The following is a 26,448-nucleotide window of genomic DNA, read 5'->3' as shown; positions in this document are numbered from 1 at the left end:
GGCTACACCGCAGCCAGCGGCCACGCCCCCGACGGCTCGCCCAGCCACACCCGGTGGCCGGCGGCCGTGACCGTCAGCCCGAAGTCGAACAGCTGCGGCCGCCCGGCGCCCTCCCACCAGGCGAGGGCCCCGGCCGTCTCATCGGCCAGGTTTCGCGGCCCCCACTGGTGCACCACGCCATCCGCCGCGTACGCCCACGAGTCCCGGCCGCACCACCAGTGCCCGCCGTCCTGTGGCCAGTGGGCGACGTCCGCCAGCCTCAGCCCCACCGCGAACTCGGCGTGCGGGTCGGCGAGCAGCGCGACGTCCAGGTCGGCCTTGCTCTCGCGGCTCTCCTCCCACGATTCCGTCGAGAAGACCCCGCCGATGCGCGGGCGCGTCCGCTGGCCCCGCACCGCCATGAACGTCACCGCGCCCGCGAACCGGCCCTCGGCGCAGCCGTCGGAGACGGTCAGCCGTGCGAGTCCGTGCGAGCAGAACGCGGTCCGGAACGGGGCCAGGATCAGGCCGCCGGGCCGTACCTGCTCCACCCAGGCCCATGGGATCGACGTCACCGAGGCCGTCGCCACCAGCCGGTCGTACGGGGCGCCCCTGGCCCACCCCTGCTCGCCGTCCGCCTCCAGCACCGTCACCCCGCCGTACCCGGCCCGGTGCAGCGCGGCCCGCGCGCCGTCGGCCACGTCCGGGTCGATGTCCAGCGTGATCACCCGCCCGGCGCCTGCCCTCTCGGCCATCAGCGCCGCGTTGTACCCGGTGCCCGCGCCGATCTCCAGCACCCGGTGCCCCGGCCGCAGGTCCAGCCCGGCCAGCATGCTCACCACGGCGGCCGGCGCCGAGATGGAGCTGGTGGGCACATCGCCCCCGGCAGGGGCGGGGGCCCCGTCGTCCACCTGGGTGGTGATGGCCTGTGCGGGGTCGTACACCATGCGGGCCCACCGGTCCGGGTCGTCGTCTCGGCGGAACGGCCGGTACACGCCACCGTCCACCACCCACACGGTGCCGGGGACGAACTCATGGCGCGGGACGGCCTCGAACGCGCGCCGTATCCACGGCTCGGTGATGTCGAGCGTCTCGGCCGCCCGCGCGTGCAACTCCTCCAGGTCGGTCACTTGCGGTGGGTCCCGCCGCCCGGCCTGGAGACGTCCGGGTGCTGTCCGTCCGAGTCCCGTGGACTCGGCTGCTTCGGCTGCGGGTTCGGCGGTGGCGGCTTTCCGTGCGCTCCCATGTCGGCCTCCTGAGGTCGTCCGTTGAGTGCCAAGTGTGGGGGCCGCTCCTCGGCTCCCGTTGGAGCGCGTACGCCCTCATCGGGGGCGTACGCGTTGCGGAGGCGACCTCCGGTACTTGCCCCTCACGTCAACGTCAGGTTTTAGCTTGGCCGGGCGGCGCGCTTCCGCGCCGTCATGACATGAGGTCGAGGAGTGTCCAACGTGTCCACGAGCAGCAGCGCCGAGCGCGCGGCCCAGGTTCTGTCCCGTCCGTTCACCGTGGGCGGGCTCACCGTGCCCAATCGCCTCGCCATGGCGCCGATGACCCGCATGTTCTCGCCCGATGGCGTGCCCGGCGCCGATGTGGCGGCGTACTACGGGCGGCGGGCGGCCGCTGGGGTGGGGCTGATCATTACCGAGGGGACGTATGTGGAGCACCCCTCGGCGGGGCTGAGCGACCGGGTGCCGCGTTTCTACGGGGAGGACGCCCTGGCGGGGTGGGCCGACGTCGTCAAGCAGGTGCATCTCGCCGGCGGGCGGATCGCGCCGCAGATCTGGCATGTCGGGGTTTCGCGGCCGGAGGGCGCGCCGCCGGTTCCCGAGGCTCCGGTGCTGAGCCCGTCCGGTGTGGGACTGGACGGTGGGCCGGCCGGGCGGGCGATGACGCAGGACGACGTGGACGCGGTGATCGCCGCGTTCGCGGAGGCGGCCGCGTCGGCGGAGCGGATCGGCTTCGACGGGGTCGAACTGCACGGTGCCCACGGTTATCTGATCGACCAGTTCCTGTGGTCCGCGACCAATCGCCGCACCGACTCCTACGGCGGCGATCCGGCCTCCCGGGTCCGCTTCGCGGCCGAGCTGGTGGCCGCGTGCCGTAAGGCCGTCTCGGCCGATTTCCCGATCATCTTCCGTACCTCCCAGTGGAAGCAGGACCACTACGACGTGCGGATGGCCGAGACCCCGCAGGAGCTGGAGGCGATGCTGACGCCGCTGGTGGAGGCGGGAGTGGATGTGTTCCACTCGTCCACCCGGCGTTACTGGACACCGGAGTTCGAGGGGTCCGATCTGAATCTGGCGGGCTGGACGAAGAAGCTCACCGGGAAGTCCACCATCACGGTCGGCTCGGTCGGCCTCAACCAGGACTTCCTGCCGACGTTCGTGCCCGGGAGCGGCAGTGAGCGGGCCGGGGTGGCGGACATCGGGAATCTGCTGGACCGGCTGGAGCGCGACGAGTTCGATCTCGTCGCCATCGGCCGCGCGCTGCTCGCCGACCCCGAGTGGGCCGCGAAGGTGCTCAGCGGACGCACCCAGGAGCTGCTGCCCTACTCCAAGGAGCTGCTCGGCACCTTGCGGTGAGCCCCGAGCCCCCATCGCGTGACCGGTTCAGCTCATGGGGATGGCCCGCTTTGTCTGAGGTTGGGATGATTGGTTGCGGTTCGCTCCACCGCGGACCACGGAGAACAAGGAGAGCCGGTCATGTCCAAACGACTGCATGTGGGCAACTTGAGCTACCAGACGACGAGGCAGGACCTGGCGACCCTGTTCGAGCGGTTCGGCGAGGTGCTGGACGCCACCGTGATCACCGACCGGGAGAGCGGCCGCTCGCGGGGGTTCGGCTTCGTGGAGATGGACGAGGCGGCGGCGGAGAAGGCGATGGCCCAGCTCGACGGGTCGCAGCTGAACGGCAGAGCGGTCACCGTGACCGAGGCGCGGGCGGTCTCCCGTAGCACGCGCTGAGGAACGGCACGTGTACGGAGGGCAAAAGCGGAACGTGCGATACGCCACGTATCGGCGCCAGGACTTGCGGATGGCGCGGTGCGACGTGGTCATATGGAGTGATGCGATCCCCCACCCGCATATCGTCACCCCAGCCCTCCCACGACGGTGCGCCCGCTTACCGCAACCCCTATGAGGAGCTCGCCGAGCTGGCCGATCCCTCCCCGGAGGACGACGACGCGGATCTCGGCGGGCGCAAGGATCAGCCCTCCGGCGTCGGCGCCGACTCCGGCTCCAGCACCGACTCCGGCTCCGGGGACGACGGCGAACCGTGGTCGCCGCCCAACCACCGCCGTTCGTCCCGGCGCCGGCGCGGCCGCTTCACGGCGGTGCCGCGCACCGCGAAAGCGCTGATCGGGCTGGTCGTGCTGGGGCTGCTGCTGGTGCTGGGCGACCGCTGGGTGGTGATGTACGCCGAGCGCAAGGCCGAGCAGCAGCTCCAGAAGAAGCTGGACCTGGCCACGGCGCCGAACGTGACCATCCACGGCTTCCCGTTCCTCACCCAGGTGCTGGGCAAGAAGCTGGAGCAGGTCGACATCGCCGTCCCCGATGTCGCGGCCGACCGGGTCTCGCTCGCCGAGGTGCGCGCCCAGGCGCAGGACATCCGGATCGTGGGCGATCTGCCCAGCTCCTTCAAGGGCGCCGTGGTGGGCCGCATGAAGGGCGATGTGCTGCTGTCCTTCGAGGACCTCAACCGTGAACTGGGCGCCTCCCAGGTGCGGTTCCGGGCGCTGGGCCCCAGCTCGGTGCGGGCGGACGGGAAGCTCCCGGTCGCGGGCAAGGAGGTGTCGCTGCACGCCAAGGCGCATATCCGGCGCCAGGGGGACCGGGGGATCTCCACCAGCGTCAGCGATATGCGGCTGGACATCCCCGAGATCGCCACCTACCGGCCCGGTCCCGGGGCGGACGCCGGGCTGTTCCTGCACAAGAAGGCGGCGGAGCAGATCAGCGAGGACTCCGGCAAGGCGCAGGCGCTGCTGTCGATCCCGGCGGTGGCGGAGAAGCTCGGGGTGCAGCCGCCCCAGGCGGACCGGGCGCAGAGTGACGGGCGGGAGCTGGACCGGATCACGGGTTCGCCGCGCTTCGTCCCCGCGCTGCTCGGGGTCAACCTGGTCCAGGCGGCCAACGACCACCCCCAGCTGGCCAGGAAGCTCGGCATCGACCCGACGGTGGCCGCCGCCCTGGCGAAGCTGAAGGTGCCGGAGCTGACGGACAAGCTGGAGCTCTCCTTCCAGCTGCCCAAGAAGGCCAAGGGCATCCGGCTGGCGAACATCGACGTCTCCCCGGAGGGGATTCGGGCCGATCTGACGGGTACCGGGCTGAATTTCGGAAAGACCCGCTGAGGAATTCCGCGCATCCGGGGCCGGTGACTTAGGTCACCGGCCCTTTCGTATGCCCACGAATGGGGTGCGCATATCCGTCGATACGTCCCGCGCGCGGCTGCCGCCCACGAGACGCAGCAGGTCACGGCGTGGTTCCAGAGTCCGGATGAGAATTCTTTCAGACCGTTCTGAGCGAACGCACAGCTCAGTCCGATCTCACTCACGGATAGCGCTCCTAATGTCTTCCATGTCGAAACCGAACGGCTCCGGTCGAAGGCCGAACGGTTCCGGCGAAAGAAAAGGAACAGCGCATACCGAAAGGGAAAGCCATGAGCCTGCACAAGATCGTCCCGGTCAAGCCCGCCCGCAAGTCCGAGCCCAAGAAGAACAAGCACGCCCAGAAGCCGGCCCCGAAGAAGCCGGCCAAGCGTCGCCCCATCGGTGGCTGACCGGTTCCGGCACAAGAAGACAAGCAGCTGACACCGAAAGGAACAACCATGAGCCTGCACAAGATCGTCCCGGTCAAGCCCGCCCGCAAGTCCGAGCCCAAGAAGAACAAGCACGCCCAGAAGCCGGCCCCGAAGAAGCCGGCCAAGCGTCGCCCCATCGGTGGCTGACCCACCACACACCGGAGGCGGGTTCGCGGCATCGCGCCGCGGGCCCGCCTCGGCCATTTCCGGAGCCGAGCGGGAGAGACCGACCGTGACCTCGTACCAGGACCAGCCCACCATGCAGCTGCGCGCGATCGGGTCCGACCCCGCCGTCGCCCGGCACCGGCGCCCCGGGCGGCCGCGCCCTTACGGCCGTCATCAGCCGAAGGCCACCCAGCTCCCCGAGGAGTACCCGTACGCCCCCGCGGCGGACGGCGAACCCGGCGCCGAGGAGGGCGAACCGACCGGTCCACGGCTCACCGCGCGGCAGGCGTTCCGCCGGTTCTGGCCGCTCACCCGGGGCGACCGGCACCGGCTGGTGCTGATCTGCGCCTGTGTCATCGTCGCGGCGCTCGCCGAGACCGCCGCGATCCTGCTCTTCTCCGATCTGACCGACAACGCGCTGCGGCAGGGCTCGCTCAGCGCCTTCTGGACCCCCGCCGCGCAGTGGCTCGCGGTCGCGGTGCTCGGCGCCGCCGTCGGCTACATCGGCAACTCGCTCGCCGTATGGACCGCCGAGCGGTTCGTGCTGCGGCTGCGGGCGCGGGTCTTCGCGCATGTGCAGGAGCTGCCGCCGCACTTCTTCCAGCGCCACCGCCAGGGCGATCTGGTCGAACGCCTCACCGGGGACGTGGAGGCCATCGAGCAGATGGTGGTCTCCGGGGTGGTGGGCACCGTCTCCGCCGTCTTCAGCACGGTCTTCTTCTCCATCGCCGCCTTCCGGCTGCGCTGGGACCTGGCGCTGGCCACCTTCGTACTGGCCCCGCTGTTCTGGCTGGCCGCGCGGCGCTTCTCCGGGCGGATCACCTCGGTGGCCAGGGACGAGCGGGTCGCCGACGGTGCGATCACCTCCGTCGTGGAGGAGTCGCTCGGCAACATCGTGCTGACCCAGGCGTACAACCGTAAGGACGCCGAGGAGCGGCGGCTGGGCCGGGAGGCCCGTGCGTGGATGCGGGCGTCGGTGGCCGGCGCCCGGATGAGCGAGCTGTACGAGCAGCTGGTCGAGGTCATCGAGACGCTGTGCGTCCTGGCCGTGATCGGGCTCGGCGCCTGGGAGATTTCCCAGGACCGGATGACCATCGGACAGCTGCTGGCCTTCGCCGCCTTCCTCGGCTACCTCTATCCGCCGATCCGCAACCTCGGACAGCTCGGTCTCACCCTTACCGCCGCCACCGCGGGCGCCGAGCGGCTGCTGGAGATCCTCGACGCCGAGCCCGCCGTGAGCGATCCGCCGCCGGGGGCCACGGTCGCGCCGTGGCGGGTGCACGGCACCGTGGAGTTCGACCGGGTCGGCTTCCGCTACCCCGGCGGCGACCGGCGCACCCTGGCCGAGGTCTCGTTCACCGCCCGGCCGGGTGAGCTGGTGCTGATCACGGGGGCGAGCGGGGCGGGCAAGTCCACCGTCTCCAAGCTGCTGACCCGCTTCTACGACCCGGCGGAGGGATATGTGCGGCTCGACGGCGTACCGCTGTACGCCATGCCGCTGGGCTTCCTGCGGGAGAACGTGACGCTGCTGCCGCAGAAGACGCTGATCCTGCACGACACCATCCGCGAGAACATCGCCTGCGGCCGCCCCGGCGCCGCCGAGCACGAGATCGTCCGGGCGGCGCGGGACGCCGCCGCCCACGACTTCATCGCGGCCCTGCCCGAGGGCTACGACACCCGGATCGACCCGCACACCGCACGGCTGTCCGGCGGGCAGCTCCAGCGCATCGCCATCGCCCGCGCGATGCTGCGCGACGCGCCCGTCCTCGTCCTGGACGAGCCCACCACCGGCCTGGACGCACTGGCCGCGCGACGGGTCGTGCGGCCGCTGCGGCGGCTGATGTCCGGCCGCACCACGATCATGATCAGCCACGATCTGAACCTGGCGCCGGACGCCGACCGCGTGCTGGTGCTGGACCACGGGCGGGTCGTGGAAACGGGCACCCACCACGAACTGCTGGCGCTGGGCGGGGCGTACGCCCGGCTGCACGGCTCCCAGAACGGCTCCCTCACCGACACCGGCCCCCAGCCGACGCTCCGGCTCGGACCGCTCTGACGAGGGGCGGGCACACTACGGAAGCGGGGTGAGGGCCGGACCCTCACCCCGCTTCCGGGTGCCTGCCGCCTCATCGGCTCCCACCGCGCGCAGCACATAACCCACGCCGCGCACGGTGTGGACGAGCCTCGGTTCCCCGGCCGCCTCCGTCTTGCGGCGCAGGTACATCACATACACATCCAGCGTGTTGGACGACGGCTCGAACTCGAAACCCCAGACGTCCCGGAGGATCGCGGCCCGGCTGAGGACCTGACGGGGGCGGGACAGGAACAGCTTCAGCAGCGCGAACTCGGTCTTGGTGAGATCCAGCCGCCGGCCGGACCGGGTGACCCGGCGGGTGAGCGGGTCCAGCGTCATGTCCTCGAAGGCCAGCGCCGCGGGCTCCAGGGGCGGCTTCCCCGCCGGGACGGGGCGCCACCGGAGCCCGCGGCGCAGCAGGGCTCTCACCCGGGCCAGCAGCTCCTCCTGGGCGAAGGGCCCGGTCAGATAGTCGTCCGCGCCACTGTCGAGGCCGGCGACCCGGTCGCTGAGGGAGTCCCGGTCGCCGACCATCAAGATCGGCACTGTGCAGCCGCGGGACCGTATCCGGCGGGCCACCGACGGCCCGTCCGGTCCGGGCGTCGCCCGCGTCGCCACCGCGAGCAGCACCAGATGGGGCCGCTCCCGCTCGATCGCCTCCAGCGCCTCGGGGCCGGCCTGGGCCGCCCCGACGTCGTAGCCCTCGTACCGCAGGGCTCTGCCGAGCGCTTCGCGCACCGATGGCTCGTCGTCCACGACCAGGATTCGGGCAGTCTCGTGCATGGCCCCAACCTCGTACCGGAGGCTGTGCGCCCGCTGAGCCGGACGTGTCCGGCGGCTGAGAGGCCGGGCCCGCGGCCGGCTCAGTCGAGATCGATCGCGGGCGGGGCGGTGGGCGCGCCCGGGAGCCTGAGCCAGGCGACCGTACCGCCGCCCTCCGCCGGCTCCAGCCCCACCTGGCCGCCCGCCTGCTGCACCGTGCGGGCCACGATCGACAGGCCGAGGCCCGAACCGGGCATGCTGCGGGCGGACGGGGAGCGCCAGAAGCGCTCGAAGACATGCGGCAGTTCCTCGGCGGGGATACCGGGGCCATGGTCCCGCACCCTCAGCTCTCCGCTTCTGAGGACGACGTCGATCACACCACCCGAAGGGCTGAACTTCACGGCGTTGTCGAGCAGATTGACCAGCGCCCGCTCCAGAGCGGCCGGCTCGCCGCGCACGTACCAGGATTCGATCGAGGCGTTGATCGTGAGATGCGCGCCGCGCAGCCGGGCCCGCTCCAGGGCCGTGTGCGCCACCTCGTGCAGGGCGACCACCTGCGGGGGGCCACTGCCGGGCAGGGCGTCGGGGCGGGACAGCTCCTGTAGATCGCCGATCAGCGCGGCCAGTTCGGTCATCTGCGCCTTGACGCTCTTCATGAGCGCCTTACGGTCGTCGGGCGGCAGCGCGCGGCCGGTCTCCTCGCTGCGGGCGAGCAGCTCGACATTGGTGCGCAGCGAGGTGAGCGGGGTGCGCAGCTCATGGCCCGCGTCCGCGATCAGCTGCTGCTGGCGGTCGCGGGAGGAGGCGAGGGCGGCCGTCATGGCGTTGAACGACCGGGACAGCCGGGCGATCTCGTCATCGCCCTCGGCGGGGATGCGGACGGCCAGGTCCTCGGTGCGGGCCACATGCTCGACCGCCTCGGTCAGCCGGTCCACGGGTTTCAGCCCGGTCCTGGCGATCCACAGGCCCGCGGCGCCCGCGCCGACGACGCCGACCCCGGCGACGAGGGAGAGCACCAGCGCCAGCGTGTTGAGCGGATGCTCGACCTCGCTCAGCGGGCGGGCCATGGAGACGGCGATACCGCGCGGCAGCGGGCTGCCGGGGCCGACCGTGGGCCGGTAGGTGTACACCCGCATGCCCTGGCCGCCCGTGGCCGTCGCGTCGTGCAGCGCGTTCGGCCGCTGCCCGAGGGCCACGGCCACGTCGGAGGAGGTCACCGGCAGTTGCGCCGCCCCGGGCTGGCGGCAGCGGCTCCCGTCGGCCAGCACGATCTGCACGGAGTACGAGCCGAGGGCGCGCGGGGTGCGGCTGTCGGCGCCGTCGGGGCTCTGGCACGCCTCCAGGATGCTCACCACATTGCGCTCGTCGACCTTGACGTTGCGCAGGGACGAGTCGAGTTGGCCGCTGAGCTGTTCCCGCACGATCAGCCAGCACGCGAACGCCGAGGCCGCCACCGCCACCGCCACCGCCACGGCGGTGAGCAGGGCCAGCCGCGAACGCAGCGGCAGTTTGCGGAACCTCACGAAAGATCGCCCTTCGCGGACCGCAGGACGTACCCCACCCCGCGCACGGTGTGCACCAGCCGCGGTTCGCCGCCCGCCTCCGTCTTGCGGCGCAGATACATCACGTACACATCAAGCGAGTTGGACGACGGCTCGAAGTCGAACCCCCACACCGCCTTGAGGATCTGCTCACGGGTGAGCACCTGGCGGGGGTGCGCCAGGAACATCTCCAGCAGGGTGAACTCGGTGCGGGTCAGCTCGACGCGGCGGGTGCCCCGGGTGACCTCGCGGGTCGTCAGGTCCATCCGCAGGTCGTCGAAGGCCATCACCTCCGCGTCGGGCAGCGCCGCGTCCTGCCGCGCCACGTAGGAGCTGCGGCGCAGCAGGGCGCGGATGCGGGCCAGCAGTTCATCCAGTTCGAAGGGTTTGACGAGGTAGTCGTCCGCGCCCGCGTCGAGCCCGGTGACCCGGTCGCCGACCGTGTCCCGCGCGGTGAGCATCAGGATGGGCAGCGTCACGCCGGTGGCGCGCAGCCGCCGCGCCGCGGTCAGCCCGTCCATCCGGGGCATCAGCACATCGAGCACGATCAGTTCGGGGTCGTAGGAGCCGACCTTGTCCAGCGCGTCCAGGCCGTCCACGGCGGTCTCGGTCGCGTAGCCCTCGAAGACGAGGCTGCGGTGCAGGGCCTCCCGGACGGCCGGCTCGTCGTCGACGATCAGGATGCGGGCGGGCTGATCGCCATGGTCGGGGAGGCTCATGGGTCGGTTCCTTCACGTGGCGGTGCGGCGGCGGTGCGGCGGGACGTGCTGCTGCCAGCCTCGCACGCCGGTCAGACGTTGCTGTCACTGCCGCCCGCGCGCAGGGTCGCGAGGTCGGACTTGACGGTGTTGATCGGGATCGCGAAGCCGAGGCCGATGCTGCCCGCGCTGCTGGAGCTCTGGGTCGAGGCCGAGGAGTACATCGCGGAGTTGATGCCGACGATCTGGCCGCTCATGTTGATCAGCGCACCGCCGGAGTTGCCGGGGTTGAGCGAGGCGTCGGTCTGGATGGCCTTGTAGGTGGTGGTCGACGAGCCGACGTCGCCGTTGTACTGGCCGCCGCCGAACTCGAAGGGCCACTGCCGGCCGCCGCCCGGCCCTCCCTGGTCGCCCTGGCCCTGGCTCTCGTCCGTGGAGACGGTGACATCACGGTCGAGCGCGGAGACGATGCCGCTGGTGACGGTGCCGGTGAGGCCCTCGGGCGAGCCGATGGCCACGACCTGGTCGCCCACCGTGACCTTGCTGGAGTCGCCGAGCGTGGCGGCCTTCAGCCCGCTCGCGTCCTGCACCTTGATCAGTGCGAGGTCCTTCGCGCTGTCGGTGCCGATGACCGTCGCGGTCTTCTTACTGCCGTCGCTGAAGGTCACCTGGATCGAGTTGGCGCCGGAGATCACGTGGTTGTTGGTGATGATCTCGCCGTCGCTGGTGATGATCACGCCGGAGCCGGTGGACTCACCACTGGTGCCGCTGGCGCCGACCTCCACGATGCTGGGGCTGACGGCCGTCGCGACGGCCGAGACCCCGCTGCTGCTGGCGGACTTGGCGTTGACCACGGGAGTGGAGATCGCGGTGTCGGACTTCTCGGTGGCGTGGGTGACCAGCGCGGCCGACCCGCCGCCCACGAGCGCCGAGACCGCCGCCACGGCCGCGATCAGCGCGACCGGCCGCGACATCCGCGCCTTGCGCCGCTTGCCGCCACCGTGCGCCCCCTCGGCCGCGAGCGCGCCACCGTCCTCCCCGGCCCCGTCCCCACCACTGCCGGCACCCGGCCACACGGTGATCCCGGACGGCGTGGTGACCGGCTGCTGAGGCTGGTACGCGGGCGGAGCGGGATACCCCGCGCCACCGCCGTACGGGAAGGGATAGGGCTCGTCTGCGCCGCTGCGGCGTGTGCTGTCCGTCATGTATATGACTGTGCGGCCGGATTATGAGAGTCTCCTGAGTGCCCGCTAAGAACCCCGCCAGAAGTCGGTATGCCCGACATAAGGACCCCCGACCGGTCCGCGGCGCCGCCCCCGGACCCCGCCGTCCCGGGCCCGGGACCCTCTTCGGCGCACGGACGCGGCCCCCAGCGCTGAAGCCCGCCGTAAGGCGGTCACGCCACCCTGGGGCGCCGCCTGCGCGAAGCTCCGGGGCCCAGCCGTGGAACGTCGCGGGATCACGAGACCCGCCGGGCGCGAAGGCCCCCGTAAGACGGCCACAGGGCGGGCACGCGCCGAGGGCCGCGGCAGCCGGACAGCGGAGGCAAGCCGGGCCGTCGGGCCGTAAGCCATGGCACGCGGGCACCCCCGGGAAAGCAGCCACGCGGTACCACGGACACCGTAAGGCGGCTGCCTCGCCGAGGACACGGCGCAGGTTCGCAGGGCCACACCCGCCGGACGGCAACAGCGACCGGGGCCGTCGGGGCCTCCGGGCCCCGACTCGCGCAGAAGCGCTACGCGCAACCGCAGGAGCGGCGGACCACCAGCGCCGAGGGGAACTGCTTGACCCGTTCGCGGCGGGAGTTGGCCAGGCGGACGCCGTCCTCCAGCACCAGATCGACCGCGGCGCGCGCCATCGCGGGGCGGTCGGAGCCGACCGTGGTCAGCGGCGGGTCGGTGAGGTGGGCTTCCTTCACATCGTCGAAGCCGGCCACCGCCAGCTCCCCCGGTACGTCGATCCGCAGCTCACGCGCCGCCCGCAGTACCCCGAACGCCTGGTCGTCGGTGGCGCAGAAGATCGCCGGGGGCCGGTCCGGGCCGGCCAGCAGCTCCAGGGCGACCTTGTACGCGTCGTACCGGTTGTACGGGGCCTGGAAGAGCCGCCCCTCCGTGGGCCGCCCCGCCTCCTGCATCGCGCGGCGCCAGCCCGCGACGTGGTCGGTGACGGGGTCGCCGACGGTCGGGGTTATCTCGGTGCCGCCGAGGCAGGCCACGTAGTCGTGACCGTGCTCCAGCAGATGCCGCACCGCCAGCTGCGCGCCGCCGATGTCGTCCAGCACCACCGCCACGTCGTCGATCGCCTCGGGCCGCTCGTGCAGCAGCACCACCCGGGCGTCCCACGCCTCGATCTCGGCCGCCGCGTTCTCGCTCGGGCCCTGGCTGATGAGGATCAGCCCGGACACCCGCATCCCCAGGAAGGCGCGCAGATAGTGCACCTCGCGCTCGTCGAGGTAGTCGGAGTTGCCGACCAGCACCATCTTTCCGCGCTCGGCGGCCGCCTGCTCGACGGCGTGGGCCATCTCCGCGAAGAACGGCTGCCGGGCGTCCGGCACGATCAGCCCTATGAGATCCGTCCGGCGGCTCGCCATCGCCTGCGCGACCCGGTCCGGCCGATAGCCGAGCTCCTTGATCGCGGCAAGCACTCGCTCGCGCGTGGCCGGGGCGACCGGCCGGGGTCCGTTATTGATGACGTAACTGACGACCGCGGTCGACGTACCCGCAAGCCTTGCCACATCATCCCGCGTCACCTTGGCCACGCGCGAAGTCTACGCGGGTCCAGCTAGCTGTTGGCCGGTCGTGCGGTCGCGGCCTTCGCCACGGAGTCGGCCGCCCCGTCGGGATGCCCGCCCCGCGCCGCGTCGCCCGCGCCGTCGCCCCGCGCCGTCGCCTTGGCCCGAGCCTCCTCGGCGGCGCGCTCGACCTTCTCCGGCGTGACGAAGCGGTAGCCCACGTTCCGCACGGTGCCGATCAACGACTCGTGCTCCGGGCCGAGCTTGGCGCGCAGCCGCCGGACGTGGACGTCCACGGTGCGGGTACCGCCGAAGTAGTCGTAGCCCCAGACCTCCTGGAGCAGCTGCGCCCGGGTGAAGACCCGGCCGGGGTGCTGGGCGAGGTACTTCAGCAGCTCGAACTCCTTGAATGTGAGATCGAGCACACGGCCCTTGAGCTTGGCGCTGTACGTGGCCTCGTCGACCGACAGATCGCCGTTGCGGATCTCCATCGGGCTGTCGTCGGTGGTGATCTGCTGGCGGCCCATGGCCAGCCGCAGCCGGGCCTCGACCTCCGCCGGGCCCGCGGTGTCCAGCAGCACGTCGTCGATGCCCCAGTCGGCGGTGACGGCGGCGAGCCCGCCCTCGGTCACCACCAGGATCAGCGGACAGCCGGGGCCGGTGGACCGCAGCAGCTGACACAGGCTGCGCACCTGCGGCAGATCGCGGCGGCCGTCGATCAGGATGACATCGGCGCCGGGGGTGTCCACCAGGGCCGGGCCCTCCGCGGGGGCCACCCGCACGCTGTGCAGCAGCAGGCCGAGGGCGGGGAGCACCTCCGTCGAGGGCTGGAGTGCGTTGGTCAGCAGCAGGAGGGAACTCATCGTCCACCACCCGCCCCTGCCGTGATCTCGAGTGTGTGCTCGCTTCGCTCGCCCATTACGTCGGTTCCTCCTCGGTCCCTTGCGAGAGGGGCACCTCCCGGGCAGCGCCCGGGGGAGTCTGCGGCTACTACTTCGTACGGTTACGCTCCGCGCCCTTGGAGCGGCTGCGCGCTCAAACGCGCATCACGCCCTGAAAGCACAAAAGGACCCGGGGGCTACGTTGCCCGGATCCTCTTCACAGCAGAATAACCCACATGACATGTGCCGGAGAGACCGAATCCGCTCCCCGTTGTCTTTCCACGGCCGCCACGGGGGTGCGACGGGCCACTCTGCTGACCGAGGACGGGGTCCCGATCGAGGCCCGGTACGAGCCTTCCCCGGCACCCGGCGGCGAACCCTCCGACCCGCTCGCGCTGGTGGTCGGGCACGGCTTCACCGGCGCCCTGGAACGGCCCGCGCTGCGGCGGGTGGCCTCGGCGTTTCGCCAGCGTACGGCCGTGATCACGTTCTCCTTCCGGGGCCATGGCCGGTCCGGCGGACGGTCCACGGTCGGCGATCGCGAGGTGCTGGACCTGGCCGCCGCGGTGCGCTGGGCGCGCCGGCTGGGACATCGGCGGGTCGCCACGGTCGGCTTCTCGATGGGCGGCTCGGTGGTGATCCGGCAGGCGGCGCTGTACCGGCCACACGAAGACATCCGGCCGATGCACGGCGTACACGAAGGGGAGCGCGCTGTACACAATGAGGAGCGCACGGGGCGCTCACAAGGGCGCACGGAGCGTATCGGCGGGGCGGCTCCCGGGGCGGCGTCCGGCGTGGCGTCCGACGCGGCGCTCGACGCCGCGCCCGATGCCGTGGTCGCGGTGAGCGCCCCCGCCCGCTGGTACTACCGGGGCACCGCGCCCATGCGGCGGGTGCACTGGGCGGTCACCCGCCCGGCGGGCCGGCTGGTCTCCCGCTACGGGCTGCGCACCCGGATCGACCCCCGCGGCTGGGGCGTCGATCCGCTGCCCCCGGTGGCCGCCGCGCCGCTGATCGCACCGACGCCGCTGCTGATCGTGCACGGCGACCGGGACCCGTACTTCCCGCTGGACCATCCGCGGATGCTGGCGTCGGCAGCGGACCCGGCCAGCACGGAGCTGTGGATCGAACCGGGCTACGGGCACGCGGAGACCGCCGCCTCCCCCGCCCTGCTGACCCGCATCGCCGACTGGGCCGCGACCCATGCCTGAGCGGCCCACGCCCGAGCAGCCCACACCGGAGTCGCCCACGCCCGAGCGGCCCACCCCCGAGCAGCCCACACCGGAGTCGCCCACGCCTGAGCGACCTACGCCCGAGCAGCCCGAGCCCGAACAAGCCCGCCCCCGAGCAGCCCACCCCCAAGCGCCCCACACGTGAGCGCGCTCACTCCGCTTCGGCCACCGGCTCGGCGAACTGGGAGGCGTAGAGCCGGGCATACGCGCCACCGGCCGCCAGGAGCGTCTCGTGGGAGCCCTGCTCCACGATCCGCCCCGCCTCCATCACCAGGATCACGTCCGCGTCGCGGATGGTCGACAGCCGGTGCGCGATCACGAAGCTCGTACGGCCGCTCCGCAGCGAGGCCATCGCCCGCTGGATGAGGACCTCGGTCCGGGTGTCGACCGAGCTGGTGGCCTCGTCCAGCACCAGGATCGACGGCTCCGAGAGGAACGCGCGGGCGATCGTGATCAGCTGCTTCTCCCCGGCGCTGACGTTGGACCCCTCTTCGTCGATCACCGTGTCGTAGCCGTCCGGCAGCATCCGTACGAAGCGGTCCACATAGGTGGCCTTCGCCGCCGCCACGATCTCCTCGAAGCTCGCCTCCCGCGCGCCGTAGGCGATGTTCTCGGCGATCGTGCCGCCGAAGAGCCAGGTGTCCTGGAGCACCATCCCGATATGGGAGCGCAGCTCCTCCCGTGTCATCTGGGCGATGTCCACCCCGTCCAGCGTGATCCGGCCGCCGCTGACCTCGTAGAACCGCATCAGCAGATTGACCAGCGTGGTCTTCCCGGCGCCGGTCGGGCCGACGATGGCCACGGTCTGCCCCGGCCGCACCGACAGCGACAGGCCGTCGATGAGCGGCTTGTCCGGCTGGTAGCGGAAGGAGACCTGCTCGAACGCGACCCGCCCCCGCACCGCCTCCGGCCGCCGCGCGTCCACCGGCTCCGCGCTCTGCTCGGGCGCGTCCAGCAGCTCGAAGACCCGTTCGGCGGAGGCCACGCCCGACTGCACCAGGTTGGCCATGGAGGCCACCTGGGTGAGCGGCTGGCTGAACTGCCGGGAGTACTGGACGAACGCCTGGACGTCGCCGATCGACAGCGCCCCCGTGGCCACCCGGAGCCCGCCGACCACGGCCACCAGTACGTAGTTGAGGTTGCCGATGAACATCATCGCGGGCTGGATCAGCCCGGAGATGAACTGGGCCCGGAACCCCGCCTCGTAGAGCTTGTCGTTCTGCTCCCGGAACTCTCGCGCGGACTCCTTCTCCCGCCCGAAGACCTTCACCAGCGAGTGGCCGGTGTACATCTCCTCGACATGGGCGTTGAGCGTGCCCGTGGTCTTCCACTGGGCGACGAACTGCGGCTGGGCGCGTTTGCCGATGCGCGTGGTGACCCAGACCGAGACCGGGACGGTGACCAGCGCCACCAGCGCCAGCAGCGGCGAGATCCAGAACATCACCGCCAGCACGCCCACGATCGTCAGCAGTGAGGCCATGATCTGGCTGAGGGTCTGCTGGAGCGTCTGCTGGATGTTGTCGATGTCGTTGGTGGCGCGGGAGAGCACCTCACCGCGCGACTGCCGGTCGAAGTACGACAGCGGCAGCCGCGCCAGCTTGTGCTCCACGTCCTCGCGCAGCCGGAAGACCGCGCGCTGGACGACGGCCGTGGCGACCCGCGCCTGGACGAGGTTCAGCAGCGAGGCGACGGCGTACAGCGCCGTGACCCACAGCAGCACGGTGCCGACCGCGTGGAAGTCGATGCCCTGGCCGGGGGTGACGTCCATCGAGGCGACCATGTCGGCGACCGTGCCCTGGTCCCGGTCGCGCAGCCGCTGGACGGCCTGCTCCTTGCTGACGCCGTCGGGCAGCTGCCGTCCGACGATGCCCGCGAAGATCAGGTCGGTGGCCTCGCCGAGGATCTTCGGGCCCGCCACCGACAGGCCGATGCTGACCGTGCACAGCGCGAGCACCAGCAGCGCGATACCGCGCTCGGGGCGCAGCCGGGCCAGCAGCCGGCGACTGGAGCCGCGGAAGTCCATGGACCGCTCGGTCGGCTGCCCGCCCATGAAGCGCGTGGGCCCGGCGGCGGGCGCCGGCCCCCTCCGGGGGGCCGTGGTGCCGCTCATGCCGCCTCCTGTTCGGTGAGCTGGGAGAGCACGATCTCGCGGTAGGTCTCATTGCCGGCCATCAGCTCGCCGTGGGTTCCGGCGCCGACAATCCGCCCCGCGTCGAGCACCACGATCAGATCGGCGCTCCGGATGGTGGACACCCGCTGGGCGACGATGACGACCGTCGTGTCCTCCGTCTCGTTCGCGAGCGCCGCTCTCAGCCGGGCGTCGGTGGCGTAGTCCAGCGCGGAGAAGGAGTCGTCGAAGAGGTAGACGGACGGCTTGCGGACCAGGGCGCGGGCGATCGCCAGCCGCTGCCGCTGACCGCCGGACACGTTGGTCCCGCCCTGGGCGATCGGGGCGTCCAGACCGCCCTCCATGGCCGCCACGAACTCCCGCGCCTGGGCGGTCTCCAGGGCCTGCCACAGCTCCTCGTCGGTGGCGTCGGGATTGCCGTACCGCAGGTTCGAGGCGACCGTGCCGGAGAAGAGATACGGCTTCTGCGGGACGAGCCCGATGGTCCTGGCCATCACCTCCGGGTCGAGGTCGCGCACGTCCACCCCGTCGATGTGGACGCTGCCGTCGGTCGCGTCGAACAGCCGCGGCACCAGCCCCAGCAGGGTCGACTTGCCGCTGCCGGTCGAGCCGATGACGGCGGTGGTCCGGCCGGGCCGGGCGATCAGCGAGATGTCGCGCAGCACGGGCTCGTCGGCCCCCGGGTAGCGGAACTCCACCCCCCGCAGCTCCAGCAGCCCCCGTCCGGCGGCCGCGGGCGCGGGCGCGACGGGCTGAAGCGGCGGCATGACGCTGGTCTCGGTGTCCAGCACCTCCTGGATGCGCTCGGCGCACACCTCGGCCCTCGGCACCATCATGAACATGAAGGTGGCCATCATCACGGACGTCAGGATCTGCATCAGATAGCTGAGGTACGCGGTCAGCGCGCCGACCTGCATACCGCCGCTGTCGATGCGCTGTCCGCCGAACCAGACGACCGCGACGCTGGACAGGTTCACCACCAGCATCACGACCGGGAACATCAGCGACATCAGCCGCCCGGCGCGCAGCGAGACATCCATCAGCCCGGTGTTGGCGGCGGTGAAGCGGTCGCGCTCATGGGTGTCGCGGACGAAGGCGCGGATGACCCGGATGCCGGTGATCTGCTCGCGCAGCACCCGGTTGACGGTGTCGATGCGCGCCTGGACGTCGCGGAACAGCGGCCGCATCCGGCGGACGATGAGCGTGACGACGAGGCCCAGGGTCGGCACGATGAGCAGGAGCAGCCCGGACAGGGGAACGTCCTGGTTGAGCGCCATGACGACGCCGCCCACGCACATGATCGGCGCCGAGACCATCAGCGTGAAGGACAGCAGGCACAGCAGCTGCACCTGCTGCACATCGTTGGTGGTGCGGGTGATCAGGGACGGCGCCCCGAAGTGGCCCACCTCGCGGGCGGAGAAGGACTGCACCCGGTCGAAGACGGCGGCGCGCACATCACGGCCGAGCGCCATGGAGGTGCGGGCGCTGAAGTAGACGGCGCCCGCGGCGCACACGATCTGGACGAGTGTGACGGCGGTCATGAGCCCGCCGACACGGAGGATGTAGCCGGTGTCGCCCGTGACCACTCCGCTGTCGATGATGTCCGCGTTCAGCGTGGGCAGGTAGAGGGTGGCGAGCGTCTGTACCAGCTGTAATAAAACGATCAACGTGATCGTTCGGGTATAGGGCCTCAGATACGCCCGTATCAGTCGTACCAGCACACGAAAACCTTAAGCGACGGTCGTGCCGAACCGTCCGTATTTTCGACGAACCGCGCGTGGTGTCCTGGGGCGTGCCCGCACCCGTCATCATGGAGGCGGCAGATGACGGGAAAGGGATCGCGATGGCGATGATGAACACGCCCGCCGGGACCATCCGGTACTGGGCCGCCGCCCGCGCCGCGGCCGGTACCACGGAGGAGCCGTACACCGCGTGGACGCTGGCGGAGGCGCTCGACGCGGCCCGGGAGCGGCACCTCACGCGGCCGGAGTTCGCGCGGGTCCTGCTGCGCTGTTCGTTCCTGGTCGACGGAACCCCCGTCGGTACCCGCGACCACAAGACGATCCAACTCGCCCAGGGCGGCACGGTCGAGGTGCTCCCGCCGTTCGCAGGAGGGTGACCCCCGATCTCATGAGCAACCAGCCGCACCAGTCCCACGAGCCTCACCAGCAGCAGCACCAGCCGTACGACCAGCCGTATCCCCCGTACGGGTCGTACGAGGCTCCTTACGGCGGACACGACCAGAGCGCGCCCCCTTACGGCGGTCACGGCCAGGGCGCCCAGCAGCAACCGGCCGACTGGCCGGGGTACGAGGGGTATCCGCAGCAGCAGGGGTACGCACAGGCCCAGCCGCAGCAGCAGTACCCGCAGCAGCCGTACGCGGACCCTTACGCCGCCGCCCAGCAGGGACACCAAGCCCAGCAGGGCCACCAGGGGCAGTACGCCCACGGCTGGGACCACCAGCCGCAGCAGCACCAGCCGCAGCAGCGGTACCAGCCCGCCGACCAGGCACAGGCGCAGCCACACGCCCCGGCACAGGCGCAGGCCCCGATGCAGCCACAGGCCCCGACGCAGGCCGCACAGACCGCGCCCACCGCCACCGCGACCGCGCCCGCCGAGCCCACCGCCCCGCAGCCGGACCGGCCGCTCACCGCCGCCGAGAAGGCCCGCGCCGAGGGCCGTCCGCAGATCCTCCCGCCGGGGTTCGTCCCCGCCGCGCTGACCTCCGTGATCGCCGCTCTGCTCGCGGCCACCGCGCCGCTGGGCCGCCCGGCGGTCGCCGTCGTGGTGGCGGTGTTGCAGGCGGTCACGGCGGCCGGCTGGTTCCGGCTGAACGGCATGTGGCCCGCCCGGCAGGGCATCGCGCTCGCCTACGCGGGCGGTCTGGCCGCCGACATCGGGCTGCTCACCACCGAGCGGGACCACGCGCCGACGGTCGTGATCGGCACCATCGGCGTCTGGCTGCTGCTGGTGCTGGTCCTCCAGCTGCGCAGCCACGCCTCCCCGGACGAGCGGCTGTACGGGCTCACGGCCACCGTGGCGTCCACCGCGCTCACCGTGCTGGCGGCCGGGTATCTGACCGCTGTCGCCGAGTCCTCGGACGCCGTGGTGCTGGGGGCGGCCGCCGTCGCCGCGGCCGTGCTGGTCCGGGCGTTGCCGCTGCCGACCGCCGCCGCCGTCGTGGTCGCGCTGGCGGCCGCCACGGGCGCCGGGGCCGGGGCCGGGCAGCTCACCGGAACGGGCACCTCCACCGCCGCCCTGCTGGGGTTCGCGGCCGGGGCGTGCGCGCTGATCGGCCACCGGGTGGCCGGCTACGACTACCCGTCGCGCTTCGTCCACATGACAGCGGGCGTGGCGCTGCCGCTCGCGGCCGCCGCTCCGGTGGTCTATGTGGTCGGCCGCGCCCTGGGCTGACGCCCCGGCTCCCGTTTCCCTGCTCCGGTTAGGCTCGGCAACCTCAGGCGAACGCCTGAGCGAGAACCTGGGGGGACCCATCCCATGCGCGCACTCCGCATCACCCTGATCGTCGTCGTGATACTCGGCGGCCTCTTCGTGGCCGCCGATCGCATCGCGGTGTACATCGCCGAGTCGAAGGCCGCCGACAAGATCAAGAGTTCCCAGGGCCTGGCCAGCACCCCCAATGTCTCGATCAAGGGCTTCCCGTTCCTCACCCAGGTCGCGGGCAAGGAGCTGGACGAGGTCGACGTCGGGGTGGACGGGCTGACGACGGACGCCGTCGACGGCCGCAGCGTCCGGGTCACCGAGCTCGACGCCCAGCTGCACGACGTCCGCATCTCGGGCAGCTTCTCGTCCGCCAGCGCCGACCGCGCCACCGGCTCGGCCCACATCAGCTACGCGGACCTGTCACAGGCCGCGGGACCCGGGGTGACGGTCGCCTACGACTCGTCGGGGACCAACAAGGTCAAGATCACCGGCAGTCTGCTGGGTCTCAGCCTCACCGCCCACTCCCAGGTCAGCATCGTGAACGGCGACACCATCAGGCTGCACGCCGAATCGATCCCGGGCGGCGGCATCCCCCAGTGGGAGGACAAGGTGCGCGAGAAGGCCGATATGGAGCGGAAGATCGACGGACTGCCCACGGGTATGCGGCTCGACAAGGTGGCGACCACCAAGGACGGCATAGACGTCTCGGTCACGGGTAATAACGTCCAACTGACGGGCTGACGTGATCGGCACCAGGGGCGTCATCCCACCCCCTGGTCCATTCACTGAGACGATCTCGTCCGCGCCTGCGCACGCCCGCGGCCCTCGCCTGCCCAGGCGACCCCGCCTCCCTGGCGCGCACACCCCTCTCATCTCAGAGCCCGGACGAAAGCGTCTCACCATCCGACACGCCGGTGACATGCCCGCCTGTCCGTCCCTACGATCGGACCCATGAAGCGACAGGCGGATCTCACGAAGCGGCGGGCAGTCGACCTGTGCCGCGTCGCCGCCATGCTCTGTCGCACCGTCTGAACGGACGCGGTCCGGGGTACCCGGACCAGCCCCCTTCGGCCCGTCGCCGGGCCTTCCCGCACTTCGCTCGTACGCCCGCCGCACGCCCAGCGCGGCGCCACGCCACGAGCGTGCCCGTACCGCCGCAACTGCCCCGGAGGAGAGAACATGAGCCGCAGTGACGTCCTGGTGGACGCCGACTGGGTCCAGGCCCGTATCGACGACCCCAAGACGGTCATCGTCGAGGTGGACGAGGACACCTCGGCCTACGACAAGAACCACATCAAGAACGCCATCCGGATCGACTGGAAGCAGGACCTCCAGGACCCGGTGCGCCGTGACTTCGTCGACCAGGCCGGCTTCGAGAAGCTCCTGTCGGAGAAGGGCATCGCCAACGACGACACGGTCGTGCTGTACGGCGGCAACAACAACTGGTTCGCGGCCTACGCCTACTGGTACTTCAAGCTCTACGGCCACGAGGACGTCAAGCTGCTCGACGGCGGCCGCAAGAAGTGGGAGCTCGACTCCCGCGACCTGGTCGCCGAGGTCCCGAGCCGCGCGAAGACCGAGTACAAGGCCAAGGAGCAGGACACCTCGATCCGCGCCTTCCGCGACGACGTCGTGGCCGCCATCGGCTCGCTGAACCTGGTCGACGTGCGCTCCCCCGACGAGTTCTCCGGCAAGCTGCTCGCCCCGGCCCACCTCCCGCAGGAGCAGTCGCAGCGTCCGGGCCACGTCCCGTCCGCCCGCAACATCCCGTGGTCGAAGTCGGCCAACGACGACGGCACCTTCAAGTCCGACGACGAGCTCAAGGAGCTCTACGAGGCCGAGGGCGTCGACCTGTCGAAGGACACCATCGCCTACTGCCGTATCGGTGAGCGCTCCGCTCACACCTGGTTCGTCCTGCACGAGCTGCTCGGCCAGCCCAACGTCAAGAACTACGACGGTTCGTGGACCGAGTACGGCTCGCTGGTCGGCGTGCCGATCGAGCTCGGCGCCAACAGCTGACCCCCATCCCGAACGTAAGGACAGACAGCCATGTGTGGAGCCCAGGCCGGCGGCCCCGACGCCTCGACGATCAAGCCCGGTGAGACCACCATCCAGGGTTCGGTGACCCGCGACGGCGAGCCCGTCACCGGGTACGTCCGCCTCCTGGACAGCACCGGTGAGTTCACCGCCGAGGTCCCCACCTCCGCGACCGGACAGTTCCGCTTCTACGCCGCCGAGGGCACCTGGACGCTGCGCGCCCTGGTTCCGGGCGGCACCGCGGACCGCACGGTCGTCGCCCAGAAGGGCGGGCTGGCGGAGGTCGCCATCGCCGTCTGACGCCGACGACGCGTCGTGACACACGGCCGGAGGGCCGCACCCCGGGGTTGGACGCCTCGGCGGGGTGCGGCCCTCCGTCGTGCGCGCCCTTCCTCATGCCCGGGGCGCGGCCGTTCGTCCGGCGGCTCGTCTGTCCGCGCGGCGGTCCCGGACGTACGCTGGATATATGTACGCGCGACGCCGCCACGCATACTTCTTCCTGATGGGCGCGTGTCTGACGCTCTTCATCTCGGCATGGGCCTTTGTGCGCCTGTGGTCCGTCCCGGCCGCCGTCGCGATGTGCATCGTCGCCATGGTGATCCCGCCCCTGGCGGCCATCGTCGCCAATCGCCGGGGTCCGGACGACCGGTGGTGGGACGAGTCGGGGGACGAGGAGTCCGACCGGTGGTGGCGGGAGCTGGACGAGCACAACCACCGCCACTGACCCGGGTCTGCCGAGATGTGCGCCCGTCTCAGTACACGAGCGCCTGGACGCCATCCGGCATGATCTCGCTCACGAAGACCTGAGCGCCCGCGATCCGCGCCCCCTCGATCAGATCCTTCTCCTCGATCTCCCGGCGCGCCGCGCACTGGCTGCACACCGTGATCGTGCCGCCGCCCGTAAGGATGCCGTCGATCAGGTCCGGCAGCGGCGCCGCGTGCGGCAGCTCGAACTCCGCCGCCCGACCCGGCAGCGCGAACCACGCCGACTCCCCGGTCAGCCAGAGCGAGACCGCCACCCCGCTCGCCGCGGCCACCGCCGCCACCGTGAACGCCTGGGAGCACCGCTCAGGAGCGTCAGCACCCGCCGTCACCTTGATCACCAGCTTCTTCGCCATGCTGTCAACCTTAGGCGGGGACGCCGCGCGGCCACCTCGCTCCACCGGCCGTCCCGGCGCCGACTAGACTCGGGGGCGTCCGTCATCTGTTCCGAGGAGCGCGCTCGTGCTTGAGGCAGTCTTCACCACCCTGATGATCCTGGTCGCCGTGGCCACGCTCGGCTTCTGCGCGTTGACCTGGAAGAAGCTGTACCAGGGCCAGCGCTGAACCGCTCCCGCCCCGCCATTCCGGCTCGACTCTCGACAGATCGACTGAATCCATGATCCAGATCCCCTCCGACCTCCACCCGGACCTCGTGCCGCTCGCCTTCCTCCTGGGCAACTGGGAAGGTGCCGGCGTATCGGACTTCCCCGGGGCCGAGAAGTGCAACTTCGGCCAGGAGGCCACCTTCACGCACGACGGCCGGGACTTCATCGAGTACGTCTCGCACACCTGGGTGCTGGACTCCGAGGGCAAGAAGGTCCGCCCCCTGGAGAGCGAGTCCGGCTACTGGCGGATCGACAAGGACCGCAAGGTCGAGGTCGTGATGAGCCGCGACCAGGGCGTCGTCGAGATCTGGTACGGCGAGCTCGCGGAGGGCAAGCCGCAGATCGACCTGGCCACGGACGCGGTGGCGCGCACCGCGCAGGCGGGCCCGTACTCGGGCGGCAAGCGGCTGTACGGCTATGTGAACAGCGACCTGATGTGGGTCGGCGAGAAGGCCACCCCCGAGGTCGAGCTGCGCCCGTACATGTCCGCGCACCTGAAGAAGGTCGTCGACCCCCGGGAGTGGGCCAAGGACCTCAAGGACCTGCCGGACGACGGGATCGCCTTCTTCCGCTGAGTCCGGTTCTCCACCGCGCATCCGGCCGACGGCCGTGAGCCCGCCTACACTTGCACCGTGGCGACCACCGACTGGAAGACAGATCTGCGGGAGCGCGGCTACCGCCTGACCCCGCAGCGCCAGCTCGTGCTCGAAGCCGTCGATCATCTGGAGCACGCCACTCCGGACGACATCCTCACCGAGGTGCGCCGCACCGCGAGCGGCGTCAACATCTCCACGGTTTACCGCACGCTGGAGCTGCTGGAGGAGCTGGGCCTGGTCAGCCATGCCCATCTCGGACACGGCGCCCCCACGTACCATCTGGCCGACCGGCACCACCACATCCATATGGTGTGCCGGGACTGCACCGATGTGATCGAGGCCGATGTCTCCGTGGCCGACTCCTTCACCCGGCAGCTCCGGGCGGACTTCGGCTTCGACACCGATCTGAAGCACTTCGCGATCTTCGGTCGGTGCGCCTCGTGTTCCGCCGCGCAGCACGGTGGAGACGGCGCCGAAAACGGTTCCGGCGAGGGACGAGCCCGCAGGTCGTAGGCTGAGTTCATGAAGAGCCCTTTGCTGTCGCTGCCCGGCGCCGTCCCCGGCGAGGGCCCCGACGAAGGCGTCGCCGCCCACTACGGCGACCTGTTCCGCGAGCAGCGCGCGCTCGCCGACGGCACCGGCTTCGTGGACCTCTCGCACCGCGGAGTGGTCACGGTCAGCGGTGCCGACCGGCTCAGCTGGCTGCATCTGCTGCTCACCCAGCACGTCAGCGAACTGCCGCCGGGACAGGCCACCGAAGCGCTGATCCTCTCCGCCCACGGCCACATCGAACACGCGCTCTATCTCGTCGACGACGGCGAGACCACCTGGGCCCATGTGGAACCCGGCAGCCAGGGCGATCTGATCGCCTACCTGGAGAGCATGAAGTTCTTCTACCGGGTCGACATCGCGGACCGCACCGACGACTACGCGATCGTCCACCTCCCGGCGGGCAGCATCGCCGACGCCCCCGAGGACGCCGTCGTCCGCGAAACCCCGCACGGCCGGGACCTCTTCCTGCCGCGTGCGCGGCTCACCGCCTTCGCCGAGGCGAGCGGCCCGCCGATCGGCGTGCTCGCGTACGAGGCGCTGCGCGTCGAGGCCCACCGGCCGCGGGTCGGCCTGGAGACCGACCACCGCACCATCCCGCACGAGCTGGGGTGGATCGGCTCCGCGGTCCATCTGCAGAAGGGCTGCTACCGCGGCCAGGAGACGGTCGCCCGGGTGCAGAACCTGGGGAAGCCGCCGCGCCGGCTGGTCTTCCTCCACCTCGACGGCAGCGAGGTGAAGCTGCCGTCCCACGGCGCGCCCATACGCCTGGCCTCGGAGGGCGAGGAGGGCCGCCAACTGGGGTTCGTCACCTCCTCGGCCCGCCACCACGAACTGGGGCCGATCGCGCTCGCGCTGGTCAAGCGCAATGTGCCGGTGGACGCGGAGCTGATCGCGGACTCCACGGCCGCCGCACAGGAGACGGTCGTGGAGCCGTAGGAACCGACCTCGACGAGCGTCTAGACCTCGATGAGCACCGTGAACGGGCCGTCGTTCGTGAGCGAGACCTTCATCTCCGCTCCGAACCGGCCCGTTTCCACCTGCGCGCCCAGCTTCCGCAGCTCGGCCACCACCTCGTCGACGAGCGGTTCGGCGACCGCGCCGGGCGCCGCCGCGTTCCAGGTGGGCCGGCGCCCCTTACGGGCATCGCCGTAGAGCGTGAACTGGCTGATGACCAGCAGCGGAGCGGCCAGGTCCGAGCAGGACTTCTCGCCCTGGAGGATCCTTACCGACCACAGCTTGCGGGCGAGCTGGGCCGCCTTCTCCGGAGTGTCGTCATGCGTCACCCCGACCAGCACGCACAGCCCCTGGCCGACGATCTCGCCGACCGTCTCGCCGTCCACGACGACGCTCGCCCCGTCCACTCTCTGTACCACAGCACGCATACCGACCATCATGCCGTGCGTCCATCCGGGGCCGATCGGGTGGAGAGCCGCTGCACGGGGAGCATCACTGGTGGCACGATGCGTG

Annotated in this window: 26 protein-coding genes; 15 read left to right on the top strand and 11 right to left on the bottom strand. The window is 71.3% G+C overall.

Features of this window, described 5'->3' with window-relative positions:
- Positions 1 to 2: 2 nt before the first annotated feature.
- Complete coding sequence (locus N6H00_RS22015; protein WP_268973530.1) at positions 3 to 1,109, bottom strand: methyltransferase domain-containing protein; 1,107 nt, start codon at positions 1,107 to 1,109, stop codon at positions 3 to 5.
- Between the two features lie 318 nt (positions 1,110 to 1,427).
- Here N6H00_RS22015 and N6H00_RS22010 point away from each other — a divergent pair, with 318 nt between their 5' ends.
- From N6H00_RS22010 to N6H00_RS21995, 4 genes are all read left to right on the top strand, one after another.
- Positions 1,428 to 2,561, top strand: a complete 1,134-nt coding sequence (locus N6H00_RS22010) for an NADH:flavin oxidoreductase (protein ID WP_268973529.1) — start codon at positions 1,428 to 1,430, stop codon at positions 2,559 to 2,561.
- Between the two features lie 120 nt (positions 2,562 to 2,681).
- A complete protein-coding gene (locus tag N6H00_RS22005) occupies positions 2,682 to 2,942 on the top strand; it encodes an RNA recognition motif domain-containing protein (protein WP_268973528.1) in 261 nt (86 codons plus the stop codon).
- Positions 2,943 to 3,043: 101 nt separating this feature from the next.
- Positions 3,044 to 4,324: an LmeA family phospholipid-binding protein gene (locus tag N6H00_RS22000; protein WP_268973527.1), complete on the top strand. Its 1,281-nt coding sequence runs from the start codon at positions 3,044 to 3,046 to the stop codon at positions 4,322 to 4,324.
- Between the two features lie 708 nt (positions 4,325 to 5,032).
- Positions 5,033 to 6,994: an ABC transporter ATP-binding protein gene (locus N6H00_RS21995; RefSeq protein WP_268977069.1), complete on the top strand. Its 1,962-nt coding sequence runs from the start codon at positions 5,033 to 5,035 to the stop codon at positions 6,992 to 6,994.
- A gap of 15 nt (positions 6,995 to 7,009) precedes the next feature.
- Here the strand turns inward: N6H00_RS21995 and N6H00_RS21990 are convergent, their stop codons facing one another.
- The 6 genes from N6H00_RS21990 to N6H00_RS21965 all read right to left on the bottom strand — a co-directional run bounded on the left by N6H00_RS21990 (position 7,010) and on the right by N6H00_RS21965 (position 13,607).
- Entirely contained in the window at positions 7,010 to 7,795 is a 786-nt protein-coding gene (locus N6H00_RS21990; protein ID WP_268973526.1) for a response regulator transcription factor, read from the bottom strand.
- Between the two features lie 80 nt (positions 7,796 to 7,875).
- Positions 7,876 to 9,297 (bottom strand): sensor histidine kinase, encoded by a 1,422-nt coding sequence (locus N6H00_RS21985; protein ID WP_268973525.1) that lies wholly within the window; start codon positions 9,295 to 9,297, stop codon positions 7,876 to 7,878.
- On the bottom strand, positions 9,294 to 10,034 hold the full coding sequence (locus N6H00_RS21980; RefSeq protein ID WP_268973524.1) for a response regulator transcription factor: 741 nt from the start codon (positions 10,032 to 10,034) through the stop codon (positions 9,294 to 9,296). The genes N6H00_RS21985 and N6H00_RS21980 overlap by 4 nt, the downstream gene beginning before the upstream one ends.
- Before the next feature lie 71 nt (positions 10,035 to 10,105).
- On the bottom strand, positions 10,106 to 11,218 hold the full coding sequence (locus tag N6H00_RS21975; protein ID WP_268973523.1) for a S1C family serine protease: 1,113 nt from the start codon (positions 11,216 to 11,218) through the stop codon (positions 10,106 to 10,108).
- A 530-nt stretch (positions 11,219 to 11,748) separates the two neighbouring features.
- Complete coding sequence (locus N6H00_RS21970; RefSeq protein ID WP_268973522.1) at positions 11,749 to 12,771, bottom strand: LacI family DNA-binding transcriptional regulator; 1,023 nt, start codon at positions 12,769 to 12,771, stop codon at positions 11,749 to 11,751.
- 23 nt (positions 12,772 to 12,794) lie between these two features.
- Positions 12,795 to 13,607 (bottom strand): response regulator transcription factor, encoded by an 813-nt coding sequence (locus tag N6H00_RS21965; RefSeq protein WP_268973521.1) that lies wholly within the window; start codon positions 13,605 to 13,607, stop codon positions 12,795 to 12,797.
- A gap of 254 nt (positions 13,608 to 13,861) precedes the next feature.
- On the opposite strand from N6H00_RS21965, the gene N6H00_RS21960 reads away from it, so the two are divergent.
- Positions 13,862 to 14,836, top strand: coding sequence for an alpha/beta hydrolase (locus tag N6H00_RS21960; RefSeq protein WP_268973520.1), 975 nt, complete (start codon positions 13,862 to 13,864; stop codon positions 14,834 to 14,836).
- Between the two features lie 172 nt (positions 14,837 to 15,008).
- Here the strand turns inward: N6H00_RS21960 and N6H00_RS21955 are convergent, their stop codons facing one another.
- Both N6H00_RS21955 and N6H00_RS21950 read right to left on the bottom strand, forming a co-directional pair.
- Positions 15,009 to 16,967: an ABC transporter ATP-binding protein gene (locus N6H00_RS21955; protein WP_329618546.1), complete on the bottom strand. Its 1,959-nt coding sequence runs from the start codon at positions 16,965 to 16,967 to the stop codon at positions 15,009 to 15,011.
- Positions 16,964 to 18,706, bottom strand: a complete 1,743-nt coding sequence (locus N6H00_RS21950; protein WP_268973518.1) for an ABC transporter ATP-binding protein — start codon at positions 18,704 to 18,706, stop codon at positions 16,964 to 16,966. Before N6H00_RS21950 ends, N6H00_RS21955 begins: the two co-directional genes overlap by 4 nt.
- Before the next feature lie 122 nt (positions 18,707 to 18,828).
- On the opposite strand from N6H00_RS21950, the gene N6H00_RS21945 reads away from it, so the two are divergent.
- From N6H00_RS21945 to N6H00_RS21920, 7 genes are all read left to right on the top strand, one after another.
- Positions 18,829 to 19,104: a MoaD/ThiS family protein gene (locus N6H00_RS21945; RefSeq protein WP_268973517.1), complete on the top strand. Its 276-nt coding sequence runs from the start codon at positions 18,829 to 18,831 to the stop codon at positions 19,102 to 19,104.
- A gap of 11 nt (positions 19,105 to 19,115) precedes the next feature.
- On the top strand, positions 19,116 to 20,399 hold the full coding sequence (locus tag N6H00_RS21940) for a hypothetical protein (RefSeq protein ID WP_268973516.1): 1,284 nt from the start codon (positions 19,116 to 19,118) through the stop codon (positions 20,397 to 20,399).
- An 84-nt stretch (positions 20,400 to 20,483) separates the two neighbouring features.
- Positions 20,484 to 21,170, top strand: coding sequence for an LmeA family phospholipid-binding protein (locus N6H00_RS21935; protein ID WP_268973515.1), 687 nt, complete (start codon positions 20,484 to 20,486; stop codon positions 21,168 to 21,170).
- Between the two features lie 210 nt (positions 21,171 to 21,380).
- On the top strand, positions 21,381 to 21,461 hold the full coding sequence (locus N6H00_RS40570) for a putative leader peptide (RefSeq protein WP_350203226.1): 81 nt from the start codon (positions 21,381 to 21,383) through the stop codon (positions 21,459 to 21,461).
- A 147-nt stretch (positions 21,462 to 21,608) separates the two neighbouring features.
- Complete coding sequence (locus N6H00_RS21930; RefSeq protein WP_268973514.1) at positions 21,609 to 22,448, top strand: sulfurtransferase; 840 nt, start codon at positions 21,609 to 21,611, stop codon at positions 22,446 to 22,448.
- Positions 22,449 to 22,478: 30 nt separating this feature from the next.
- Positions 22,479 to 22,766 (top strand): DUF1416 domain-containing protein, encoded by a 288-nt coding sequence (locus N6H00_RS21925; protein WP_006603933.1) that lies wholly within the window; start codon positions 22,479 to 22,481, stop codon positions 22,764 to 22,766.
- 166 nt (positions 22,767 to 22,932) lie between these two features.
- Positions 22,933 to 23,190, top strand: a complete 258-nt coding sequence (locus tag N6H00_RS21920) for a DUF3099 domain-containing protein (protein WP_014053929.1) — start codon at positions 22,933 to 22,935, stop codon at positions 23,188 to 23,190.
- 28 nt (positions 23,191 to 23,218) lie between these two features.
- Here N6H00_RS21920 and N6H00_RS21915 read toward each other — a convergent pair whose 3' ends face one another.
- Positions 23,219 to 23,584: a DsrE family protein gene (locus N6H00_RS21915; RefSeq protein WP_268973513.1), complete on the bottom strand. Its 366-nt coding sequence runs from the start codon at positions 23,582 to 23,584 to the stop codon at positions 23,219 to 23,221.
- A gap of 260 nt (positions 23,585 to 23,844) precedes the next feature.
- On the opposite strand from N6H00_RS21915, the gene N6H00_RS21910 reads away from it, so the two are divergent.
- The 3 genes from N6H00_RS21910 to ygfZ are packed head-to-tail and all read left to right on the top strand — an operon-like array spanning position 23,845 to position 25,917.
- The gene (locus N6H00_RS21910; RefSeq protein WP_268973512.1) at positions 23,845 to 24,408 is read left to right on the top strand and encodes an FABP family protein; all 564 of its coding nucleotides are present in this window, start codon (positions 23,845 to 23,847) and stop codon (positions 24,406 to 24,408) included.
- A 57-nt stretch (positions 24,409 to 24,465) separates the two neighbouring features.
- A complete protein-coding gene (locus N6H00_RS21905; RefSeq protein ID WP_268973511.1) occupies positions 24,466 to 24,942 on the top strand; it encodes a Fur family transcriptional regulator in 477 nt (158 codons plus the stop codon).
- A 9-nt stretch (positions 24,943 to 24,951) separates the two neighbouring features.
- Positions 24,952 to 25,917: a CAF17-like 4Fe-4S cluster assembly/insertion protein YgfZ gene (ygfZ, locus tag N6H00_RS21900; RefSeq protein ID WP_268973509.1), complete on the top strand. Its 966-nt coding sequence runs from the start codon at positions 24,952 to 24,954 to the stop codon at positions 25,915 to 25,917.
- Positions 25,918 to 25,937: 20 nt separating this feature from the next.
- Here ygfZ and dtd read toward each other — a convergent pair whose 3' ends face one another.
- On the bottom strand, positions 25,938 to 26,363 hold the full coding sequence (gene dtd, locus N6H00_RS21895) for a D-aminoacyl-tRNA deacylase (protein ID WP_268973508.1): 426 nt from the start codon (positions 26,361 to 26,363) through the stop codon (positions 25,938 to 25,940).
- Between the last annotated feature and the right edge of the window lie 85 nt (positions 26,364 to 26,448).

This window comes from Streptomyces sp. S465, from assembly GCF_026898115.1.
In the GTDB taxonomy this organism is placed as follows: domain Bacteria; phylum Actinomycetota; class Actinomycetes; order Streptomycetales; family Streptomycetaceae; genus Streptomyces; species Streptomyces luomodiensis.
This window is presented reverse-complemented; position numbering and strand designations above follow the sequence as displayed.

Excerpts from the sequence above, each read along its gene's own strand:
- N6H00_RS21930 (WP_268973514.1), top strand. The coding sequence starts at position 21,609 with ATGAGCCGCAGTGACGTCCTGGTGGACGCCGACTGGGTCCAGGCCCGT.
- N6H00_RS21960 (WP_268973520.1), top strand. The coding sequence starts at position 13,862 with ATGACATGTGCCGGAGAGACCGAATCCGCTCCCCGTTGTCTTTCCACG.
- N6H00_RS21935 (WP_268973515.1), top strand. The coding sequence starts at position 20,484 with ATGCGCGCACTCCGCATCACCCTGATCGTCGTCGTGATACTCGGCGGC.
- N6H00_RS21965 (WP_268973521.1), bottom strand. The coding sequence starts at position 13,607 with ATGAGTTCCCTCCTGCTGCTGACCAACGCACTCCAGCCCTCGACGGAG.
- N6H00_RS21975 (WP_268973523.1), bottom strand. The coding sequence starts at position 11,218 with ATGACGGACAGCACACGCCGCAGCGGCGCAGACGAGCCCTATCCCTTC.
- N6H00_RS40570 (WP_350203226.1), top strand. The coding sequence starts at position 21,381 with ATGAAGCGACAGGCGGATCTCACGAAGCGGCGGGCAGTCGACCTGTGC.
- N6H00_RS22005 (WP_268973528.1), top strand. The coding sequence starts at position 2,682 with ATGTCCAAACGACTGCATGTGGGCAACTTGAGCTACCAGACGACGAGG.
- N6H00_RS21990 (WP_268973526.1), bottom strand. The coding sequence starts at position 7,795 with ATGCACGAGACTGCCCGAATCCTGGTCGTGGACGACGAGCCATCGGTG.
- N6H00_RS21980 (WP_268973524.1), bottom strand. The coding sequence starts at position 10,034 with ATGAGCCTCCCCGACCATGGCGATCAGCCCGCCCGCATCCTGATCGTC.
- N6H00_RS21925 (WP_006603933.1), top strand. The coding sequence starts at position 22,479 with ATGTGTGGAGCCCAGGCCGGCGGCCCCGACGCCTCGACGATCAAGCCC.
- N6H00_RS22000 (WP_268973527.1), top strand. The coding sequence starts at position 3,044 with ATGCGATCCCCCACCCGCATATCGTCACCCCAGCCCTCCCACGACGGT.
- N6H00_RS21915 (WP_268973513.1), bottom strand. The coding sequence starts at position 23,584 with ATGGCGAAGAAGCTGGTGATCAAGGTGACGGCGGGTGCTGACGCTCCT.
- N6H00_RS21955 (WP_329618546.1), bottom strand. The coding sequence starts at position 16,967 with ATGAGCGGCACCACGGCCCCCCGGAGGGGGCCGGCGCCCGCCGCCGGG.
- N6H00_RS21940 (WP_268973516.1), top strand. The coding sequence starts at position 19,116 with ATGAGCAACCAGCCGCACCAGTCCCACGAGCCTCACCAGCAGCAGCAC.
- N6H00_RS21995 (WP_268977069.1), top strand. The coding sequence starts at position 5,033 with ATGCAGCTGCGCGCGATCGGGTCCGACCCCGCCGTCGCCCGGCACCGG.
- N6H00_RS21910 (WP_268973512.1), top strand. The coding sequence starts at position 23,845 with ATGATCCAGATCCCCTCCGACCTCCACCCGGACCTCGTGCCGCTCGCC.
- ygfZ (WP_268973509.1), top strand. The coding sequence starts at position 24,952 with ATGAAGAGCCCTTTGCTGTCGCTGCCCGGCGCCGTCCCCGGCGAGGGC.
- N6H00_RS21920 (WP_014053929.1), top strand. The coding sequence starts at position 22,933 with ATGTACGCGCGACGCCGCCACGCATACTTCTTCCTGATGGGCGCGTGT.
- dtd (WP_268973508.1), bottom strand. The coding sequence starts at position 26,363 with ATGCGTGCTGTGGTACAGAGAGTGGACGGGGCGAGCGTCGTCGTGGAC.
- N6H00_RS21945 (WP_268973517.1), top strand. The coding sequence starts at position 18,829 with ATGGCGATGATGAACACGCCCGCCGGGACCATCCGGTACTGGGCCGCC.